Annotated in this window: 22 protein-coding genes; 3 read left to right on the top strand and 19 right to left on the bottom strand. The window is 41.9% G+C overall.

What is annotated here, in order from left to right; genetic code table 11:
• Positions 1 to 5: 5 nt before the first annotated feature.
• The 7 genes from xerS to FOC72_RS04695 all read right to left on the bottom strand — a co-directional run bounded on the left by xerS (position 6) and on the right by FOC72_RS04695 (position 5,661).
• Positions 6 to 1,076: a tyrosine recombinase XerS gene (gene xerS, locus FOC72_RS04665; protein WP_032914167.1), complete on the bottom strand. Its 1,071-nt coding sequence runs from the start codon at positions 1,074 to 1,076 to the stop codon at positions 6 to 8.
• Between the two features lie 185 nt (positions 1,077 to 1,261).
• Positions 1,262 to 1,705 (bottom strand): MepB family protein, encoded by a 444-nt coding sequence (locus FOC72_RS04670; RefSeq protein WP_002895501.1) that lies wholly within the window; start codon positions 1,703 to 1,705, stop codon positions 1,262 to 1,264.
• A 72-nt stretch (positions 1,706 to 1,777) separates the two neighbouring features.
• The gene (locus FOC72_RS04675; protein WP_002895503.1) at positions 1,778 to 2,578 is read right to left on the bottom strand and encodes an alpha/beta hydrolase; all 801 of its coding nucleotides are present in this window, start codon (positions 2,576 to 2,578) and stop codon (positions 1,778 to 1,780) included.
• A gap of 78 nt (positions 2,579 to 2,656) precedes the next feature.
• A complete protein-coding gene (ffh, locus tag FOC72_RS04680; protein ID WP_002895504.1) occupies positions 2,657 to 4,231 on the bottom strand; it encodes a signal recognition particle protein in 1,575 nt (524 codons plus the stop codon).
• Positions 4,232 to 4,259: 28 nt separating this feature from the next.
• Positions 4,260 to 4,475 carry a hypothetical protein gene (locus FOC72_RS04685; RefSeq protein ID WP_002895505.1) on the bottom strand — a complete coding sequence of 72 codons (216 nt, stop codon included), beginning with the start codon at positions 4,473 to 4,475 and terminating at the stop codon, positions 4,260 to 4,262.
• A 2-nt stretch (positions 4,476 to 4,477) separates the two neighbouring features.
• A complete protein-coding gene (locus FOC72_RS04690) occupies positions 4,478 to 4,810 on the bottom strand; it encodes a putative DNA-binding protein (protein WP_032906723.1) in 333 nt (110 codons plus the stop codon).
• 152 nt (positions 4,811 to 4,962) lie between these two features.
• Positions 4,963 to 5,661 carry a GntR family transcriptional regulator gene (locus FOC72_RS04695; protein ID WP_002895508.1) on the bottom strand — a complete coding sequence of 233 codons (699 nt, stop codon included), beginning with the start codon at positions 5,659 to 5,661 and terminating at the stop codon, positions 4,963 to 4,965.
• Positions 5,662 to 5,899: 238 nt separating this feature from the next.
• Between FOC72_RS04695 and guaA the strand changes: the two genes are divergently transcribed.
• Both guaA and FOC72_RS04705 read left to right on the top strand, forming a co-directional pair.
• Complete coding sequence (gene guaA, locus FOC72_RS04700; protein WP_002895509.1) at positions 5,900 to 7,462, top strand: glutamine-hydrolyzing GMP synthase; 1,563 nt, start codon at positions 5,900 to 5,902, stop codon at positions 7,460 to 7,462.
• 85 nt (positions 7,463 to 7,547) lie between these two features.
• Complete coding sequence (locus FOC72_RS04705) at positions 7,548 to 8,309, top strand: TraX family protein (protein ID WP_002895510.1); 762 nt, start codon at positions 7,548 to 7,550, stop codon at positions 8,307 to 8,309.
• A 75-nt stretch (positions 8,310 to 8,384) separates the two neighbouring features.
• Here FOC72_RS04705 and FOC72_RS04710 read toward each other — a convergent pair whose 3' ends face one another.
• The 10 genes from FOC72_RS04710 to FOC72_RS04755 all read right to left on the bottom strand — a co-directional run bounded on the left by FOC72_RS04710 (position 8,385) and on the right by FOC72_RS04755 (position 17,096).
• Positions 8,385 to 9,365 carry a DUF1002 domain-containing protein gene (locus FOC72_RS04710; RefSeq protein ID WP_002895511.1) on the bottom strand — a complete coding sequence of 327 codons (981 nt, stop codon included), beginning with the start codon at positions 9,363 to 9,365 and terminating at the stop codon, positions 8,385 to 8,387.
• 276 nt (positions 9,366 to 9,641) lie between these two features.
• Positions 9,642 to 10,496 carry an alpha/beta hydrolase gene (locus tag FOC72_RS04715; protein ID WP_002895512.1) on the bottom strand — a complete coding sequence of 285 codons (855 nt, stop codon included), beginning with the start codon at positions 10,494 to 10,496 and terminating at the stop codon, positions 9,642 to 9,644.
• A gap of 114 nt (positions 10,497 to 10,610) precedes the next feature.
• Positions 10,611 to 11,213, bottom strand: a complete 603-nt coding sequence (locus FOC72_RS04720; RefSeq protein WP_002895513.1) for a lysozyme family protein — start codon at positions 11,211 to 11,213, stop codon at positions 10,611 to 10,613.
• Positions 11,213 to 12,187: a nucleoid-associated protein gene (locus FOC72_RS04725; protein ID WP_002895516.1), complete on the bottom strand. Its 975-nt coding sequence runs from the start codon at positions 12,185 to 12,187 to the stop codon at positions 11,213 to 11,215. The genes FOC72_RS04720 and FOC72_RS04725 overlap by 1 nt, the downstream gene beginning before the upstream one ends.
• Before the next feature lies 1 nt (position 12,188).
• Positions 12,189 to 13,451 (bottom strand): serine hydroxymethyltransferase, encoded by a 1,263-nt coding sequence (glyA, locus tag FOC72_RS04730; RefSeq protein ID WP_002895517.1) that lies wholly within the window; start codon positions 13,449 to 13,451, stop codon positions 12,189 to 12,191.
• Positions 13,452 to 13,465: 14 nt separating this feature from the next.
• Positions 13,466 to 13,963 carry a hypothetical protein gene (locus FOC72_RS04735; RefSeq protein WP_002895518.1) on the bottom strand — a complete coding sequence of 166 codons (498 nt, stop codon included), beginning with the start codon at positions 13,961 to 13,963 and terminating at the stop codon, positions 13,466 to 13,468.
• Positions 13,964 to 13,994: 31 nt separating this feature from the next.
• The gene (locus tag FOC72_RS04740) at positions 13,995 to 14,585 is read right to left on the bottom strand and encodes an L-threonylcarbamoyladenylate synthase (protein WP_002895520.1); all 591 of its coding nucleotides are present in this window, start codon (positions 14,583 to 14,585) and stop codon (positions 13,995 to 13,997) included.
• Positions 14,578 to 15,408 carry a peptide chain release factor N(5)-glutamine methyltransferase gene (prmC, locus tag FOC72_RS04745; protein ID WP_002895521.1) on the bottom strand — a complete coding sequence of 277 codons (831 nt, stop codon included), beginning with the start codon at positions 15,406 to 15,408 and terminating at the stop codon, positions 14,578 to 14,580. The genes FOC72_RS04740 and prmC overlap by 8 nt, the downstream gene beginning before the upstream one ends.
• Positions 15,408 to 16,487 carry a peptide chain release factor 1 gene (gene prfA / locus FOC72_RS04750; protein ID WP_002895522.1) on the bottom strand — a complete coding sequence of 360 codons (1,080 nt, stop codon included), beginning with the start codon at positions 16,485 to 16,487 and terminating at the stop codon, positions 15,408 to 15,410. Before prfA ends, prmC begins: the two co-directional genes overlap by 1 nt.
• A 36-nt stretch (positions 16,488 to 16,523) precedes the next feature.
• Positions 16,524 to 17,096, bottom strand: coding sequence for a thymidine kinase (locus FOC72_RS04755; protein WP_002895523.1), 573 nt, complete (start codon positions 17,094 to 17,096; stop codon positions 16,524 to 16,526).
• A 123-nt stretch (positions 17,097 to 17,219) separates the two neighbouring features.
• Here FOC72_RS04755 and FOC72_RS04760 point away from each other — a divergent pair, with 123 nt between their 5' ends.
• A complete protein-coding gene (locus FOC72_RS04760) occupies positions 17,220 to 17,402 on the top strand; it encodes a 4-oxalocrotonate tautomerase (RefSeq protein WP_002895524.1) in 183 nt (60 codons plus the stop codon).
• 46 nt (positions 17,403 to 17,448) lie between these two features.
• Here FOC72_RS04760 and FOC72_RS04765 read toward each other — a convergent pair whose 3' ends face one another.
• Positions 17,449 to 18,855: a glycoside hydrolase family 1 protein gene (locus tag FOC72_RS04765; RefSeq protein ID WP_002895525.1), complete on the bottom strand. Its 1,407-nt coding sequence runs from the start codon at positions 18,853 to 18,855 to the stop codon at positions 17,449 to 17,451.
• On the bottom strand, positions 18,852 to 20,159 hold the full coding sequence (locus FOC72_RS04770) for a PTS sugar transporter subunit IIC (protein ID WP_002895526.1): 1,308 nt from the start codon (positions 20,157 to 20,159) through the stop codon (positions 18,852 to 18,854). The genes FOC72_RS04765 and FOC72_RS04770 overlap by 4 nt, the downstream gene beginning before the upstream one ends.
• Positions 20,160 to 20,165: the final 6 nt, after the last annotated feature.

Below are 20,165 nucleotides of genomic sequence, written 5' to 3' on the forward strand. Positions count from 1 at the left end.
GTAAACTATAGTTTATCTAAAGCATTCTTTTGTTCATCATTGACAATGTGGGTGTAGAGGTCCGTTACCTGAGTGCTAGCATGCCCTAGCTGATGACTGACGAGAACTTGAGATTTGGTTGCATCGTATAAACGTGTAGCAAGCGTGTGGCGGAGTTTGTGAGGTGTCACTCGCACCTTGAAGTCCTCAGAATACTTGGCCACCATTTTTTCGACACTGGAAGCATCGATTCGATTAGGAGTGCCGCGGTATTCAGTCAAAAAGAAGGCTGTATCAGTCTTTTCGGCCTTGTATCGTTTGCTCCGAATGTTTAGATATTCTTCTAAGTAGGGCTTGGCAAAAGCAGCAACATTGACAGAATCCCTTTTCCCGCCTTTTCTAGTTACTTCGATAACCATCATTTTGAGATTGATGTCTTTCAGATCAAGATTAACAGCTTCAGACAGACGAACACCAGAGGCTAGCAGCAAGGCAATGATAGCTAGATCACGTTCTTTGTTTTTGTTGAAGGAGGACAGAGCGCGATTAGAGAGCTTCTTAGGGTACTCTGTATCAATATACTGGAGGAATTCTTCTGTCTCATCTCCTAAAAAGAGCTTCTGCTTAATATTCTCAGCACGAGCAGCCAGAGTTTCCTTTTTCTTCTTAGTAGCAACCTTTTTCATCACATTTCGATAGAAGTAGGGCTCACCCTGTTCGTTTTCAACTTCCTCAGTCAAATATTTATAGAGGCTGGACAAAGCCGAAAGAGTTCGGCTGATGGTTGTCTGAGAAACACCGTTTTGGGTCGTATTAGCATTGAGAAGCGGACGCTCTCGCAGATACAGAATGAAGGCTTCCATGTCTTTCTTGGTCATGTTTTCCAAGACCGAAAGAGGAATCTCAGCAATATGCGAAGCGTCTGTGATGCCAGATTCCAGCACCCAGTTAAAAAAGCGATCATATTCTTTGAGATATTCGTATAAGGTTGTAAAACTATAAGGTACTGCCAGCTTAGACTGGTAATATTCCAAAATGTACCAGGGCATGGTAGCCTTAAGTTTATCAATTCTTTCTAATAACAGTTCACGTCTCATCATATTTCTCCGTTTTTTCTATAAAAGTAGTATAGCATATCTAGATATATTTTTCAAGAAAATTATAGTTTTTCGGAAAGATGATAGAGGGAGGTAAGTAATCTAACTTTACTACAAAACAGATAACAGATAATAAAAACAAGACAGAATTGAGAAACTAAACTCTGTCTTGTTTTACCTGAAACTTATTCATCTGATTCGATTTTTTGAAAATAATCCAGTTGCCATTTTTGTGTTGCCTGAGCTGTTTTATTTAAATTTGTGCACCAGGACGGATAAAACCGCATTGCCATCTTTCCTTTACAATCCTTTGTAGAAAGAATTTTTTTACTGATAGCCACCTCTTTGGGAATGATAAATATACCGCAATGACGGTCTTCGATGACGACAATAACCAGTTTATTACCCAAGTCTTTATCAGTATAAGGGATATTCTTGTTGTCTTGGTCTTTTTTCCAAAAGACTGTAAAGTAGCCTTCTTTTTTGGGCGTTTTCTTTGCCAAACGGCATCTTTTATATTCTTGATCATCCTTTGGCTTAATCAAAATGCTTTCATAGTCTTCATTCCATTTTTCATTTATCAGATCAAAGTCACCATAATACCTATGAAGAATTTCTGTTATTTTCATTGTTTTGTCGCCTTTCTAATTTTTTACCAAAATTAAATTATGTAAAGATTTATCGGTTTAAGTTTATTTTTATTATAACAAAAAATCCCTAATCAAATCAATTACCTGTTCATTTTGGGGCAGAGAGGAATGATGGGCATCCTTACCTACGATGACAACCTCTCTGTGTGAAGCTATTTTTCCTTTGTAAATCAAGCTCCCAGCCTCTACACTGCTTTTATGGACAATTCCGTCACCATCTCGGAAAAAAATTCCCAAAATTGACAAATGCTGCAGCTTCTTAGGAAGTTTTCCCTGATTGGCTACAAAGTCATCTAGCATCGCGACTCGATGATTGAGATTTTTCTTGTTCAGATTATAAGGACTGCCAATAGTCAGGAGCTTTTCCACCTCCAAATCAGAATGGTTTGTCAGGTATTGCTGCAGGAATACTGTATAAACTAGTCCTCCATTAGAATGCCCCAGCGCCTTAAAGTTGTTAAAAGAGTACTTCTCTCGCAAGACAGTCAAGGCAGCATCAAACATGGCCGCTTGTTTCTTGATATTTTTATAACCATCACGATTATTTTGAAAGCCAACCACAAAAATGGGGTTTCCGTCTTTCCGCTTCAAATGCCCTCGGTAAGTCATGTGTCCGTCATTCCAGACTTTAATACGGACCAGACTATGACGCGGATGCTGATTGTGGTTGAGCTTTTTAACCATTCGATTAAATCGATTCTCTGTCGCCGAACTACCTGGAATCATGATAATGGGACATATTTCGACCTTGCTGGCAGGTAGATGAGAAATAGGGTGGGAAGGCAGCTTATTCAATAATTTTTGAAAGGTTTTAGCAAGTCGATGAATCAATTGAGTCAAAAAAGGCTTCATTCTAGTCTCCGTATCTGAATCTGATGTTTCCAAAAACAAGCCACATAAAACTTAGTTATGCGACTTGTTTTTTTGTTATTACTTCCGCTTCTTCTTGTTTTTCTTCATTTGCTTGGCCATTTTATTCATGCTGCGGCGCATCAGGAACTCTCCGGCCTTCCCTTTGAGACCACCTCCGAACATTTGGCTCATATCCGGCATGCCGGCTCCTCCTAAGCCTGACATATCTGGCATACTTCCTTGGCCCATCATGCCTTCAAGAGCTGACATGTCGGGAATTCCTCCGCCACCAGGCATGTTCTTAGGCATATTGTTTGGATTGAGACCCATTTGCTTCATCATCTTGCTCATATCGCCTGACAGAACGCCCTGCATCATCTGCTTAGCTTGATTGAAGTCTTTGATAAATTTATTGACATCAACGAAACTGTTACCTGAACCATTAGCAATCCGACGGCGACGGCTAGGACTCAGCAAGTCAGGATTTTCACGCTCAGCCGGTGTCATAGAGGATACGATAGCGCGCTTGCGGGCAATTTCTTTCTCGTCCACTTTGATATTCTTGAGGGCAGGATTATTGGCCATACCTGGAATCAGCTTGAGCAAGTCTTCCATAGGTCCCATGCCTTGTACCTGATCCAACTGATCAATAAAATCATTGAAATCAAAGGTGTTTTCCCGCATCTTTTCAGCCATTTCAAGCGATTTTTTCTCATCATATTCTTGAGAGGCTTTTTCAATCAAAGTCAGCATGTCCCCCATGCCTAGAATCCGGCTAGACATACGGTCTGGGTGGAAGGTTTCGATATCAGTGATTTTTTCACCGGTACCAGTAAATTTAATAGGCTTACCAGTAATCTGACGAACAGACAGGGCTGCACCACCACGGGTATCGCCATCAATCTTAGTCAGGATAACCCCGGTCACTTCCAGTTGACTGTTAAACTCACGAGCGACATTAGCCGCTTCCTGACCAATCATGGCATCGACAACCAAGAGGATTTCATTCGGATTAGCCAGCGCTTTGACATCTGACAGCTCCTGCATGAGCTTTTCGTCAATCTGAAGGCGCCCAGCCGTATCAATCAGGACATAGTCATTGTGGTTTGCTTTGGCTTGCTCCAAACCCTGACGGACAATCTCAACTGCTGGAACTTCGGTCCCCAGAGCAAAGACAGGTACATCAATTTGCTGTCCAAGTGTTTTCAGCTGATCAATAGCCGCCGGACGGTAAATATCCGCCGCAATCATGAGAGGACGAGCATTTTCTTCTTTCTTGAGCTTATTAGCAAGCTTTCCGGCAAAGGTGGTCTTACCAGCCCCTTGCAGACCAACCATCATGATAATAGTTGGAATCTTTGGTGACTTGATAATCTCAGCAGTATCAGAACCCAGAATAGTTGTCAGCTCTTCGTCAACAATCTTGATGATTTGTTGCGCTGGATTGAGGGTGTCGATAACCTCATGACCAACAGCGCGCTCACGGACTTTCTTGATAAAGTCTTTGACAACTGGCAGGGCAACATCGGCTTCTAAAAGGGCCAGACGAATCTCTTTGGTTGCTTCCTGGACATCGCTCTCTGAGATTTTTCCTTTTCTACGCAGATTTTTAAAGACGTTCTGTAAACGTTCCGTTAAACTTTCAAATGCCATATTTTATTTCTCCTAGTTTCTATTTCAATCAATTCAGTGGAAATTTTCCAAAACGAGTTAAACAAGCGTATTCCTCAGTGGAGACTTCTTTCATAATCTCATTTGGGTAGCCCCAGCAGCTGAAGCCTTCTTGCATTGCCTTAGAAAGATCGTCAGGGGAGATGATTTGCACCCTGGCAGGAAAAGATTCTTCCAACTCTAACAACCAGCAAGACATTCCCTTGTAGCTAACTTGTTTAGCCATGGTCACTCCCTATTGTCAATACCAGACAGAATCCCGATCTGCTCCTGCAGATAGCTGTCGCCAGGGTATTTCTCTGTAATCTGGTCAAATATCTGACTTCTGACAATGTAGTCCGAGTACATGTGCAGCTTTTTCTCATAGTCTTCCAGAATCTTCTCTGTCCGCTTGATATTATCGTAAACAGCCTGACGGCTAACACCAAACTCCTCGGCAATCTCCGCCAGACTGTAATCATCTGCATAGTAGAGTTCAATATAGTTCATCTGCTTGTCAGTCAAAAGCGCCGCATAAAACTCAAAGAGAGCATTCATTCGGTTTGTTTTTTCAATTTCCATAAGAAACATTATACCAGAAAAGCATGATAAACTCTAGTCTGACAAGGGAAATAAACACTCGAAATATGAGATTGCAAAACTTCAATCAGCTTTTTCTACCGAGTAAAAGGCAAGTTAAAAACCCTTGGTGATAACCAAGAGTTTTGCAATAATTAATTGTTTTCCAAATAAAATTCAAAACGATCGCCGACATATTGGCTTTTTACATATTCAAAAGCTGTGCCGTCATCAAAGTAAGAAATCTGAGTCAGTCCTAAGATGGCATGACCGCGGGGAATATCAAGGTAATTGGCAATTTTTTCCTTAGCCAGTCGAGCATAAATCGTCTGCTGGGACTTGCCAATCTTATAGCCATGTTCCTGCAAGGTCTGGAAGAAATGACTAGTCACCTCTTCTTTTTTGAAATTCTTAATGAACTTCTCAGGAATTGAAGCTACCTCGTAAACCACTGGCAAATCGTCAGCGTAGCGAACCCGCTCCATCCGAATGACATTTTCTGTCTTATGGATGCCTAGCTTCTCCACTTCCTGCTCACTCGGCAGAGTGCGTCGATAAGAAATGAGCTGGCTGGATGGCGTTTTGCCTTGTGCCTTCATGATTTCCGTGAAGCTGGTGGTGCCGCGCATTTTCTCCTGAACACGTGTACTGGCAACGAAGGTGCCACTACCGACTCGACGCTCTAGCACCCCCTCATCAACCAAGAGCGTAATGGCCTGACGCAGGGTCATACGGCTGACCTTAAAGGTTTCGGCTAGATCTCGCTCACTGGGCAGGCGCTCTCCAATCTCCCAAACGGCATCGTCGATGTCTTTCTTAATCTGATCATGAATTTTGATATATGCGGGCAACATGTTGACTCTTCTTTCTTATTTGGTACCTTCCTTTATTTTAGTACCAAATACTTCAAATGTCAAACTAAATGATAAGGATTAGCTCTCAAATACTTGCTTTTCTCACGATTTTAGCAGTTTTGTCAAATAAAGACTCATATTCGTTTTTTCAGCACTCTTGCTCCTTATTGCCTTGGAAAAATTCCTTTTTTGTGATAAAATGAGGGGAAAAGATTACTTCTTTTAAGAAAGGGAACAGATGACTACTAGAACTGAATTGCAAGATGTCGAAAAGATCATCGTGCTTGATTACGGCAGCCAGTACAACCAGCTGATTTCACGCCGCATTCGTGAAATCGGTGTTTTTTCTGAGCTCAAGAGCCACAAGATTACCGCTGACGAAGTCCGTGCTATCCAGCCTATCGGAATTATCCTTTCCGGCGGTCCGAATTCTGTATATGAAGACGGCTCTTTTGATATTGACCCGGAAATTTTCGAGTTGGGAATCCCGATTTTGGGGATCTGCTATGGTATGCAGCTGTTGACTCACAAGCTGGGCGGCAAGGTTGTTCCTGCTGGTCATGCTGGAAATCGTGAATACGGTCAGTCAAATCTGTCACATACTGCTAATTCCAGCCTTTTCAACGGTACGCCTGAAAGCCAGTTAGTTCTTATGAGCCACGGAGATGCAGTAACAGAAATTCCTGCTGACTTTGTCCGTACTGGTACTTCTGCTGACTGTCCTTTTGCAGCTATTGAAAATCCAGCTAAGAAAATCTACGGCATTCAGTTCCACCCTGAGGTTCGTCATTCAGAATTTGGTTATGATATCCTGCGCAACTTTGCTCTTAATATTTGTGGAGCCAAAGGCGACTGGTCTATGGATAACTTCATTGACATGGAAATTCAAAAAATCCGCCAAACCGTTGGTGACAAGAAGGTGCTGTTGGGACTTTCTGGTGGTGTTGACTCTTCTGTCGTCGGTGTTCTCTTGCAGAAAGCAATCGGCAATCAACTAATCTGTATCTTTGTGGATCATGGTCTTTTGCGTAAAGGCGAAGCAGATCAGGTCATGGATATGCTGGGCGGCAAATTTGGCTTGAATATCATTAAGGCTGACGCAGCTAAACGTTTCCTTGATAAACTAGCTGGTGTCTCAGATCCAGAGCAAAAACGTAAAATCATCGGAAACGAGTTTGTCTATGTCTTTGACGACGAAGCCAGCAAACTGAAAGATGTAAAATTCTTGGCTCAAGGAACGCTCTATACAGACGTTATCGAATCTGGTACCGATACTGCTCAGACTATCAAGTCTCACCATAACGTTGGTGGTCTGCCGGAAGACATGCAGTTTGAGCTGATTGAGCCGTTGAACACACTTTACAAGGACGAAGTGCGTGCTTTGGGGACAGAGCTTGGTATGCCTGATGAAATTGTCTGGCGCCAGCCATTCCCAGGACCAGGACTTGCTATTCGCGTTATGGGAGAAATCACTGAGGAAAAATTGGAAACTGTCCGTGAATCTGATGCTATTCTCCGCGAAGAAATCGCCAAAGCTGGTCTTGACCGTGACATCTGGCAGTACTTTACTGTTAATACAGGTGTCCGTTCTGTTGGTGTCATGGGCGACGGCCGAACTTACGACTACACAATTGCGATTCGCGCTATCACTTCTATTGATGGCATGACAGCTGACTTTGCCAAGATTCCTTGGGATGTTCTGCAAAAAATCTCTGTTCGTATCGTCAACGAGGTGGATCACGTCAACCGCATCGTCTACGATATCACCAGCAAACCACCTGCAACTGTAGAGTGGGAGTAAAAATATAAAAACATATTATTCTTACTTCAAAAAGGGCGAAAAGCCCTTTTTGATTGCATTGACTTCGCACACCATTTTTTATATAATGACTAGTAAAATATTGATGAAGGAGTTAGAGATGAAAAAATCGCTGGATGCTTTTCATTTGAAATTGATTGCTATTGCTGCTATGCTTATCAACCATTTGGGACATACGCTAGAGTTGGAAAACCAGAATATTTACTTGTATTTCTTGACTGAAACAATTGGACGACTGACTTTTCCAATCATGGCTTATTTACTGGTTGAGGGCTTTCAGTATACACGAAGCAGAGGGAAATACGCACTTCGCCTAACTCTTTTTTGGTTACTATCCATTCTACCATTCTATTATCTTTTTGAAAGCCACAAACCATTGACGGTTAATAATAACATTCTCTACACTTTGCTCTTAGGGCTTTTATTGCTAGTATTTTTGGAAAAGGTTCAACATTCTTTTCTGCGCTTGCTCTTGATTTTAACATTCTCTTTTCTGACTTGGCAATCGGACTGGGGCTTTTTGGGAATCTTGACGATCGTTGGTTTCTACGAAAAACGAGAGGAATCAGACGGCTTTGTCACACCAATCCTCACCCTTATGGTAGTGTCTATTCTGATAAATCTTTGGGCCTTTTATACAGTTCCCAATCCTGTCCTGCTCTGCGATGCGGCTGCTATGTTGGGTCTACTCCTGACTCTGCCGCTTCTCAAGGCCTATAACGGCCAGCGCGGTTATTCGCCTGCCTGGGTAAAGTGGGGTTTTTATGCTTTTTATCCGCTTCACCTTTGTCTACTGCTGCTCTTCCGTATTTTCTTTTTAAAAAGCTAAATTAAAATTTCATTTCTAGACATAAAACAAGGCTAGGACTAAAATGTCCTAGCCTTGTTTTATATAGTCTTGGAATTAACCGCCAAACAATCCTTTAAAGAAGTTGACAATGGCATTCCAGATATTAGAAAAGAAATTACCACCTTCTTGAAGGAGGCCGTTTGCATCAAAGTTGAGGTTAATATTGTTAAAAGTATCCCCTGCCTTTGAAACAATGCTGTCTTTCAAGTCACTAAGTGTCTTTGTAAAGTCAGAATCTGTAATGACTCCACTGTTTGAAAGATTGATAGCGAAATTCACGATGAGGTTGATTTGGTCACTGGTCACTGACTGAGTCAGACCGTAGTTTTTCAAGGTTTCTTCAACAATCTTACGGACATCATCTGCTGTCAGATTGCTGTTGTTCTTCTTAGCATTGGCGATGGCTGCTTTGATATCAGCCAGAGCTACGTTGAGCTTGTCTGCGTCATAGCCTTCCTTACCTGTGTTTTCAGCATTGATGCCAGAAAGGGCAGCCAGTTCTTCCTGCGCTAGGTTTTTATTTTCCTGTGGAATGGTCGCACCGTTATCTTCTAGAGAGTAGTAAATCCCTGCCAAGGCACTCTCACCTGTTACCGGAATCGGTGCAGCAACGGTAATCTGCGCGTGCTGAACACCCAGTGTTACAGCCGCATTGCGATACATATCTTCTGTAACCTTAGTGATGTTTTGCGGAGTGACAATTTTGACCTCTAATGGCTTATTGCTGCCTAACTTCTGGATTTTTACAGAAGAATAAAGCTGCAGGCTAGGGTCGTTAGCAACATCCATGATTTTAGAGTAGACTTCTGGAGTCATGGTCTTAAGTGGCTTGTTGTCACTAGATGAATTGTAGCCCAACATCTGCAAGGTCTGCTGTTTTTGGCTTTCATCTAAGGAATAACCCAGCACATACTCAGGCTGCACGTAAGTCTCATCAATGACTTTCTGAACATTTGAATCGGCAGCTGCGGTCGATACAGTAAACAGAGTAGCCAGCAAGGCTCCTGCTGTCATTAAAGTTTTTTTGAATTTCATATTTTTTTCCTCTTTTCCTCCTGCTATAGTTTCCCAAATTCTATAGCTTTTTTCGCAACAAACTTTCTATCTGACTGCCTCGAATCCCTGTTTCTTGAGCTTGTGATTTCCGCTCCTTTTGATATTCAGAGTGCTTCAGCTTGTTTGCTGCAATGATGGAGTTATTATTATCTCATCCATTAAGTGCTTGAGATAATAGATACATTTTACAATATTTCTCAAAGAAGTTCAAAGAAAAAACAGTCACTGGATTTGCTTGCCAGTAACTGCTCTTTTCTACTTTTTCCAAAGGAAATCAATTAATAACTCGTCTACTTCTGGATTCTCATGCAATTGACTGTGCTGAGCCAACTGACCTGTAATTTTCTTTTCCTGGTAAGATTTGGCATTCTCAACTAGGAGATATTTGAGGCTACGGGAAGAGGTATTGAGTACGGAGCCATCGGATTCGTTTTTAAAATCACCATAAATGTTCAGAACATCTACCTGCTCTTGCGGGTAAACTTCTCGTAATCCCAGTAGTTTTTGATAAGTCTGGCTCATAGCACTAGGCTGGCCAGTTTGGTCGTCTAGGATACTCAAATCTTCAGGCAAGTCTCTTCCTTGCAGACCATTAACATGGTTGGCAATATTGACCTGCTTTTGCAGCTCGGGCAGCTTTTCATCCTGACCGTTCTCCAGCATATAAAAGAGGATGGACATATTTCCCATCGAATGGCCTACCAGATTCATCTTCTTAAAACCATAAGTTTCTTGTAGCTTGCGAATCACAGCTGCTGCATACCTACCATCTTGAGCGTAGTCGGCATTGCGGTTATCTTCATAGTTTACCTTGATAATAGGATTGATTGCACCTTTCGGTATCTCGCCTAATAAGCTTACTTGACCGTTTTTACTGACATTTGCTGTGATAATTGTCTGAGTGACTCCAGCCTTTTTGGCTGCCTCTGTCATATGATTTTCAGCATTAGAGCTGGATCCAAAACCGTGGAAAAACAAGGTCGGCGTTGTTGACTGCACAAATTGTTTTGTATTGAGGCTAGTGGCTTCTTTATGGTTGTAAAAAGCTGTTAGACCGGCAATTGTCACCAAGACCAGAATGAGGAGCTTAAAAGCAAGTTTCTTGTTCATTTTTCATTCCTTTTTATGATAGATGTACAAAATTATATCATGTATCTATCATGGTTACAAATATCTGGATTATTACTTCACCATCAAAAAAGAAAGAAGCTTAACTACTTCTTTCTAAAACCATTTTAAGAGGCGCATGATATGCATGTTCATCTTGACCTGACGGGAATAATAATAATTACCGCCGTTGATATAGAGCTCTGGTCCGTGAAAAATTGAAATCAGGTTATAGTAGCCGTAGGTCTTGCCAGTTACATTTCCTAAGCTTGGCGCTACTACATCTTTGGAATATTTCTTAGCCAGCTCCAGCGTATTTTCGCCACCGTTTTTAGCGACGTAGTTGATATAGGCCTGACCGAAATTATAGGCTTGTACAGCTGTCCAAACATCCACCTTTTTCTCGCTGGCCAACTCTAGGTTATCAGACAAGGTCTGAACGCCCTGGCGAATACTTTCTTTGTTGTCCGTAATGGCATTAGTCTGACCAGTCGCGCTTTCACTGGACTGCATGACATCAGTGTCTTTTCCCTTTGTCTCTGTATAAATCATGGCCAGAACCAATTCTTCATTGGCCGCTGTGTCCTGCTCGTCCAGCACTTCTCTGACTAAGCTCTGATACTTCATGACTTGTTTGACATCATGATGAACCTGATAAATTTTATAGCCGGCAAATAGCACGAAAAGGACTAAAATCAGTCTTCTTAGAAATTTAAACATTATTTATTTTGGATATCCTCGATGTTCTTAATCAAAATAGAATAGGTTCCGTTGTCGTTCTGGATAAATTCTACAGACTCTGCGTCCTGATAGACATTATTAGGAACGATGAGCTCAATTCCATTTGAAAGGGAGAGTTTCTGATTTTCGAACTTTTTCTTCTGGCGGCTGCTGTCAATCTCATCAAACTTGACTGGCTCAGGAATAGCTTCCTTGACTTGGTCAATAAAGGTAAGTCGGGCAGTTAGATTGCTGTCAAAAAGATCATCGGCCAGTTTCTCAGGCGACAATTCGTCGTTTTCTTCCAGATTTTTGAAAATACTGGATTTAACCTTAGACTGAAACTGGAAATCGTCTTTGTTAAAACTTTCGGCAACTTTTTGAGCAGTCTTCTCAAGCGCTTTGATTGATTTCTTGGCTGAGATTGTCGGATTGACCTGCAAGAGATTGTCCGACATATAATTGAGAAAGGCACCGTTATACTTGATGCGTTTTTCAATCAGATGGTACTTGCGAGACTTGAGATTGATGACCAAAGCCTCGTCTGCACCTGTACCAAATCCAGGTAAATTGTTCTGCGTCAGCTTGATAGGATTGTCCACCTCACCACCCAAGTGGGTCAGAGTTTCCCGCAGAGCAATCCGCAGAAAAGCGAAGTGTTCCACACCTTCTTTGTCAAACTGGACAAAAATCAAATCATTGGTTTTCTGGTTTTCACTGACAGAAAACTCCTCCTGCCAGAGCTTGGCCACTGTCACTGATGTTTCTAGTAGGTCGTCTGAAAGATGGGCTAAAAAGACGTTTTCGGGATCGAAAACACCTGTTTTAGCATCGTCAGAATAGACCCGCTCAATCTTCTTGCGCAGGTATTCTTCAATCTTAGGAGTAATGTTGAGAAACTTATCCGCCAGCAGCAGTTCGGTATCAGCTGGGCTGAATTGATGAATAATCGCTTTTTTTACGTAAATATCCATCTTAGTTTAAGCCCTCATAGAGTGGAAAAGCGTCCGTCAATTCTCGAACTTCTGCCCGCACCTGATTCAGCACCGCTTCGTTTTCAGCGTTTTCCAGAGCCTTGATAATGAGCTCGGCTACCTTGATGCTTTCCGTTACACCAAAGCCTCGAGCTGCAATAGCTGCTGTACCGATACGAATTCCGCTAGTCTTAAATGGTGACAAAGTCTCGTAAGGGATGGAGTTTTTATTGAGCGTAATATTGACCTCATCCAAGAGATTTTGAGCGACTTTCCCATTTTCTACAACCTTAGTGACATCCACTAGGAAAAGGTGATTTTCAGTACCGTCAGAAATCACACGGAACTTGTCATGCTGACGGAAGACTTGAGCCATAGCTTGGGCATTGTCCAAAATCTGCTGAGCATAAACCTTGAAAGCTGGGTCCAGTACTTCTTTAAAGGCAACCGCTTTGGCTGCAATAACGTGCTCTAATGGTCCGCCTTGAATGCCTGGGAAGATAGCTGAGTTGATTTTCTTAGCTAATTCTTCATCGTTTGTCAAAATCAAGCCACCGCGAGGCCCGCGCAAGGTCTTGTGGGTCGTCGTGGTTGTGATATCCGCGTAAGGCACAGGGCTAGGATGGAGACCTGCAGCAACCAAACCAGCGATGTGAGCCATGTCAACCATAAGCTTGGCACCTACAGCGTCAGCGATTTCACGGAATTTTGAAAAGTCGATGATATGAGAATAGGCTGAAGCACCTGCCACAATCAGCTTAGGCTGAACCTCTTTGGCTTGCTGGAGGATGGCATCAAAGTCCAACAATTCTGTTTCGGGATCAACACTATAGGATACAAAATTATAGGTTTGACCAGAAAAGCTGACTGATGCACCATGAGTCAAGTGGCCGCCAGCAGACAGATCCATGCCCATAACTGTATCGCCTGGCTCAATCAAAGCCATATAAGCAGCGCAATTAGCCTGGCTACCTGAGTGAGGCTGAACATTAGCAAACTTGGCACCAAAGATTTCCTTGGCTCGTTCAATTGCCAGACTCTCAATCACATCCACTACATCTGTCCCACCATAGTAACGGCGACCTGGGTAGCCTTCAGCGTACTTATTGGTCAAAATAGAACCTTGAGCGGCCATGACAGCTTTAGAAACGACATTTTCTGAAGCGATCAGCTCAATATTATGCTGCTGACGTTCTTCTTCTTTAGCAACTGCTTCCCAAATCTCTGGGTCAAATGCTTTGTAGTCTTCTTGGTCAAAAATCATAAGGTGTCTCCTTTTTAATTCTTATTATCATTTCCAATAGAAATTGTTGTACCGATAGCTGTAGCTAATGCAAAAATAGCAAAAGCTGCGATGAGCTGAAATGACTTGTTTGACTTACCCAACCAGATTTTATTCTCAGTATCTTTTGCAGCTATTTTATCAGAAAGCACACACATTTTATCAATCAGGTACTGCTTTTCTTCAAAAGAATGATTGTCTTTATCTAATTCTTTTTTTAGTGAATCAATAATTGATTTGCAAATCTCAATGTAATTGTTTTGACTATTGTCGTTAGATAAGATAGTTTTATCAATCACCTCTTTATAATTTTGAACAATTTCTTTCATGTTTTCTGAAAAATTAGGAAACTGTTCAATTGCTTGTTTAGCTACTTCAGGATCAATATTGTTTAGGATTGATGCAAAAGACAGTAGCTTGTCTTTTGTAACATGTCGAAAACTAGGAACATTAAGATAATTTAGCAACTCTTTTTCACTATTAATTTTTTTCATAATAAAACTTCCTTGCTTTAATAAAATTGGATTAAAATTTTATATCATTTACTTGGGCGAGAATATCCTCGCGAGTAATCGCTCCCTGGCGTAAAATAAGAGCCTTTTCTCCTGACAAGTCCAGAATAGTTGAATCTTGACCTGTCAAAGTAGCATCATCTTCTACTCCCGAGACCTCCTCTTGAAAATCCATCATAATCTGCTGGAAAGAAGTTCCACTAGCTTTTCCAGAAAGATTGGCGGATGGACCAATCAAGGGCCCGTACTTGCGAATCAAGTCAAGCGTAACCGGATGCTTAGGAATCCGAAAGCCCACAGTTTCCATACCTGAGTTGATCCAAGTCGGCACTCGGTCATTAGCTTGAAGGATAATAGTCAAAGGCCCAGGCAGAAAGGCTTGATAGAGTTGCTTCAGATAACTGGGCTGTTTCTTAGAAAAAGCATAAATCTCTTCTAAACTCGCCACATTGAGATTAAGAGCCTTGTCACGAGGTCTTCGTTTTAATTCGTAGACTCGCTCAACTGCCTCTTCATTTAAAGCCTGAGCAAAGAGGCCATAAACAGTTTCTGTCGGCAGGACAACCGCTCCACTGGCCGCTAGAATCTTTTCTATCTTATCCATTGTCCATCGCCACCATCCTATCTTTGCCAAATTGATCTTTCAGGACTCGGATTCGTTTTTGAGGGAAGTTTTTTTCCAGCAACTCCCTGACACCGTCTCCTTGCTTGTAACCAATTTCCAGATAGATTTTTCCTATTTTTGTCAGATAGTCTCCTGCCTGCTCGGCTATTTTCCGATAGACGGCATAGCCATCTTCCTCAGCAAAAAGGGCCATGTGAGGCTCTGAGGTCAAAACATTGAGTCCGACTTCGTCTTTATCTGCTTCTGAAATATAGGGCGGGTTAGAGACGATAATGTCAAATTTTCCTTGAATTGCATCCAAGCAATCAGACTGGACAAAAACAAGGTTAAGTCCGCTGGATTGAGCATTTTCTGCTGCTAAGGCAAGAGCATCGCCAGAGAGATCAGAAGCAGTAATCTGCCAGTCTGGACGGCTGTTTGCCAGTGCCAAAGCAATGGCTCCGCTACCCGTTCCGATATCCAAGACAGACAGAGAACTTTCAGGATTTTCTGACAAAATCAGCTCCACCAGCTCCTCCGTCTCAGGCCTTGGAATCAGAACTCGCTCGTCCACCTTGAGAGTCAAGCCGTGAAAGTCACTGCTGCCAATGATATATTGAGCCGGCTTATGGGCAAGCAGCTGCTCTTGAATTGCTTTTAGCTGTTTACGGTCTTCCTGGCTGACTTCTGTCCGAAGTTTGAGAACAAAGTCGGTAAAGGAGAGCTTATTGAGAGCTCGATAAACGAAAGACAGGCTTTCTGCTTCTTCTCCCGCTGCTACTAACTCCTGCTCTAGCTCCACCAAATATTGAGCCAATGTCATTATTTATTCAGCTCTTCTAGTTTTTGCGTTTGGTCATAGAGAACCAGAGCGTCAACGACTTCATCCAGTTTGCCAGCTAAAATCGTGTCCAGCTTTTGCAAGGTCAAGCCGATACGGTGATCTGTCACTCGATTTTGCGGAAAATTATAGGTGCGAATCCGCTCTGAGCGATCACCTGTACCAATTGTGGACTTGCGCTCTGCATCCTGCTCATCTTGAGCGATTTGAGCAAAGTGGTCTGCTACACGAGCTCGGATGATTTTCATAGCCTTATCCCGGTTCTTCTGCTGAGTACGCTCTTCCTGCATTTCAACCTTGATATTGGTAGGCAGATGGACGATACGAACAGCAGTTGCAACCTTATTGACGTTCTGTCCGCCAGCACCAGATGCATGGTAGATGTCAACGCGCAGATCTTTAGGATCAATGTCGTATTCTACTTCTTCGATTTCTGGCATAACCAAGACAGTTGCTGTGGAAGTATGAACGCGACCTTGGCTTTCTGTTACAGGAACCCGCTGTACGCGGTGAGCACCTGATTCATACTTAAGCTTTGAGTAGACCGACTGACCCGAAACCATAGCGACTACTTCCTTGATCCCGCCTACACCATTATAAGAAGCCTCCATGACTTCGAAGCGCCAGCCTTGGCTTTCAGCATATTTTTGATACATCTGCAAGAGGTCACCAGCAAACAACTGCGCTTCGTCTCCTCCCGCAGCCCCGCGGATTTCAAGGATAATATTCTTATCATCGTTTGGATCCTTCGGTAAAAGGAGGATTTTTAGTTTTTCCTCGTATTCCTCTTTTTCAGCCTTGGCATCTTTAAGCTCTTGCTTAGCCATTTCTTCCAAGTCAGCATCACCAGAGGCGTCTTTTATCATTTCTTCAGCGTCTGTGATGTTTTGAAGGACTTTTTTATACTCACGGTAAGCTGTCACTGTATCGCGGGTGCTGGCTTCTTCCTTAGAAAGCTCCATAAAACGCTTGGTATCGCTGACTACATCAGGGTCGCTTAGGAGTTCACCAAGTTCTTCATAGCGATCTTCAACTGCTTGTAACTGTTCATAGATGTTCATAGATTTTTCATCATCTCCTTTGTTTCTATCGTAGGATTACTTAATGTCGGGGTTAAAATAGTGCTTGCGGCAGACTGAGATATAGGTCTCGTGGCCGCCAATTTTAATCTGCTCACCATCATAAACTGGTTTTCCGTTATCAGTCCGTAAAACCATAGTGGCCTTGCGAGAGCAATATTGGCAAATGGTTTTGATCTCCTCAATCTTGTCAGCCAAGAGCAAGAGGTGCTTGGAACCTTCGAAGAGTTCATTGCGAAAATCGTTCTTCAGACCAAAAGCCATAACTGGAACATCTAGCTCATCCACCACTCTAGCCAAATCATAGACATGATGGCGTTTCAAGAACTGAGCCTCATCAATCAAAACGCAATAAGGCTTCTCAGGCAGCTGTTGGATATAGCCAAAAATATCCGTCTGATCTTCAATAGCCATAGCATTCCGCTTCATACCGATACGACTAGAAACGACACCAAAGCCGTCGCGGGTATCAACAGCCGAGGTCATGATAACCACGCTCTTGCCTTGTTCTTCATAATTGTGAGCCACTTTCAAAATTTCAATGGTCTTGCCCGAATTCATCGTGCCATATTTGTAGTATAACTGAGCCATAATTTAAATCTTTGCTAATTCACTATCTCCATTTTTACTTCACATTATTTTACCATAATTCACTACTCTTTAAAACCTCATTTGTGATAAAATAATAATAACGAAATAAAGGAGGCAGAAAATATGCCATTTGTTAGAATTGATTTGTTTGAAGGACGTACTCTGGAGCAGAAAAAAGCTCTTGCCAAGGAAGTAACTGAAGCCGTTGTCAGAAATACTGGCGCACCTCAGTCTGCTGTTCATGTCATTATTAACGACATGCCAGAAGGAACCTACTTCCCACAAGGTCAAATGCGAAAAAAATAAAAAAGAAAAGTCAGCAGTTTATATCCCTATAAACTGCTGACTTTTTCTATGAATGAGTCCTACTGTTATCTCTTTTGCTCTCAAATTCTTTAATTAATTTTTGATACCAATAAAAACTATCTTTTCGAATCCGCTCTAGACTACCTCCTTCTTCCTCATCACGGTCTACATAAACAAATCCATAGCGCTTACCATAACCGTTTAGCCATGAAAGTAGATCTGTGAAAGACCACGTACAATAGCCGATGACTTGGCAACCATCTTCGATGGCATTTTGTACAGCTGTAATATGGTTATCAAGATATTCAATCCGATATGGGTCATGAATCTTTCTATCTTCCGTTAAGGTATCATACTCTCCTAGTCCATTTTCAGTTATCATAATCGGAATGTCATATCTACTGGTAATTCGTCGCAAAGCAATTCGCAAACCAATTGGATCTATTTCCCACTCCCAGCTAGTACGCTCTAAGTGTTCGTTTGGCACATGCTTAAACTGGTCCGGCTCTCCAGCTTCAGCATTCGGTACATTAGCAGCAAAAGTATGGGATTGGTAATAGTTGACGCCTACGAAATCTGGACGGCCTGCTTTTAAAATATCTAAATCTCCTTCTCGGATATCTAATTCTATACCGAATTGATTTTTCAAATAAGCTAGAGCTGTCTTTGGATAACGTCCCAATAAATAAGCATCCATCCAATACCAAACATTGACATCCAAAGATTTCTCCATGGCTAGAACATTCTCTGGCTGATTATCCAGAGCATAGAGGACAGGAAAAGCAAAGCTTGGACCGATTTGACCTTTTATTTTCAAATCATGGAATCGTTTGATAATCGTTGCATTAGCCAAGTTGACAATGTGATTTACCTGATGCATTAACTGAATATTTTTGATTCCTGGTGGAAAATGACCATCCCGATAACCTAGTCCAACAAAGACATTTTGTTCATTGAGTCCAATCCAATATTTCACTCGATCTCCAAAGTTTTCAAAGAGAACCTCTGCATAATACAGGAAATCGTCGATTATCTTTCTGGATTCCCAACCGCCGTACTCATCTTGCAGTACTTGAGGCAAATCCCAGTGATAGATTGTAATAATGGGTTCAATATTGTATTTGAGAAGTTCATCAATCAGATTTGAATAAAATTCAATCCCTTTCTGATTGACCTCTCCTCGTCCCTCAGGCAAAATACGGGTCCAAGCAATAGAAAAACGATAAGCTTTCAGCCCCATTTCTGCCATCAGTTTAACATCTTCTTTATAGTGATGATAATGATCCACTGCCACGTTGCCAGTCGTGTTTTTAAAAGTCCTATTAGGCTGGCGAACAAAGACGTCCCATATAGATAGACTCTTACCATCTTCATCCCAAGCTCCTTCAACTTGATAGGCAGCTGAAGCCGATCCCCAGAGAAAGTCTCTGGAAAATTTTGTTACATCAATCAAGCTGCTGCACCTCCTTTGGCTTCTATTGCTTCCGCTTCAGCTTCTTGCTTAACCAATTGCTCTTCGTATTTTTTGAAGAATGGATAGTAGATTAACATAGCTGGTAAAATCAAGATATAGTCCCAAACGAAGTTTTGCCAACGAAGGGTTGTCAAGTAGTTGCTGAATCCCATTGGCAACTGTGCACTAACCACTATCCAAGCAGGAATAATAAAGCCTGTTTGGTAAGCAAAATAAGTCAAGATCATCATAATTGGCACATTGAGTACATAAGGGATGCAAAGAATTGGGTTGAACATAATTGGCATACCAAATGTTACCGGCTCTTTGATACCAAACCACCCAGGAATGAGCGAAATCTTAGAAACGGCACTAATTTGTTTGGATTTTGAGCGCAAGCCCATCAGGACCAGGGCCCAGGTATTTCCTGTACCACCAACTAAAGCCATGGAAGTGTAGAGTAAGACTGGGAAGAATTGCATTGGCTGACCGTTCGCATGAAGAGCAGCATTGGTCGTTGCCGCTTGAATCCCAAGTGGAGAAATGATTGGAATAATGATGAGGGTACCATGAATACCGAAGCACCAAAGAACCAGCGCTAACATACAAAGCATGACAATACCTGGAACAGATGATACAGCGCCAAGCGGTGCACGCAAGAGAGCCATAAAACCAGACGGAACATTATAAGCTCCTGCTGTCAAAGCACCAATACCAACATTCAGTAAGAGAAAGAGAGTAATGGAGAAAAATACTGGCAAAATAGATCCAAAACTATCTTGAAGAAATTGCGGTACTACATCTGGCATCTTAATTTTAATATCTTTTTCATAGCAGAATTTTTCAATCTGTACGACTACAAAGACAATGAAGAAGCTGATGAACATACCTTGTGACCCAAGATAGTCTAATTGTAGTCCGGAGAATTTTTCAGTATCAACAAAAGCTCCTGCTACCAGCATGAAAGTAACTGCTGTATCAACCGCGGCCATAATAGGAGATTTCAATTTCAAATTCTTAGCATAATGATAAGCAAAGAAGATAGCAACCCAGATAGAAATAAAATCCATCGAATAGCGGAAAGGCAAGGTCAATGTATTATACACTGCATCCCCAGTTTTGAACCAACCTAGAGCTGTTTCATTTCCAATTGCAGCTAAGACTTGAAATAAGGAACCCACGGTAATCAATCCCAAGAGAGATCCTAATCCAGCTTGTAAAGACTGTATAAACACGTTGTTGGCCAGTTTATAACCAATTTCCTGAAGTTTGGTCATAAATTTACTGTTAAAGAATTTTTCCATTAGAAA

The organism is Streptococcus sanguinis, from assembly GCF_013343115.1.
GTDB classification, from domain to species: domain Bacteria; phylum Bacillota; class Bacilli; order Lactobacillales; family Streptococcaceae; genus Streptococcus; species Streptococcus sanguinis_H.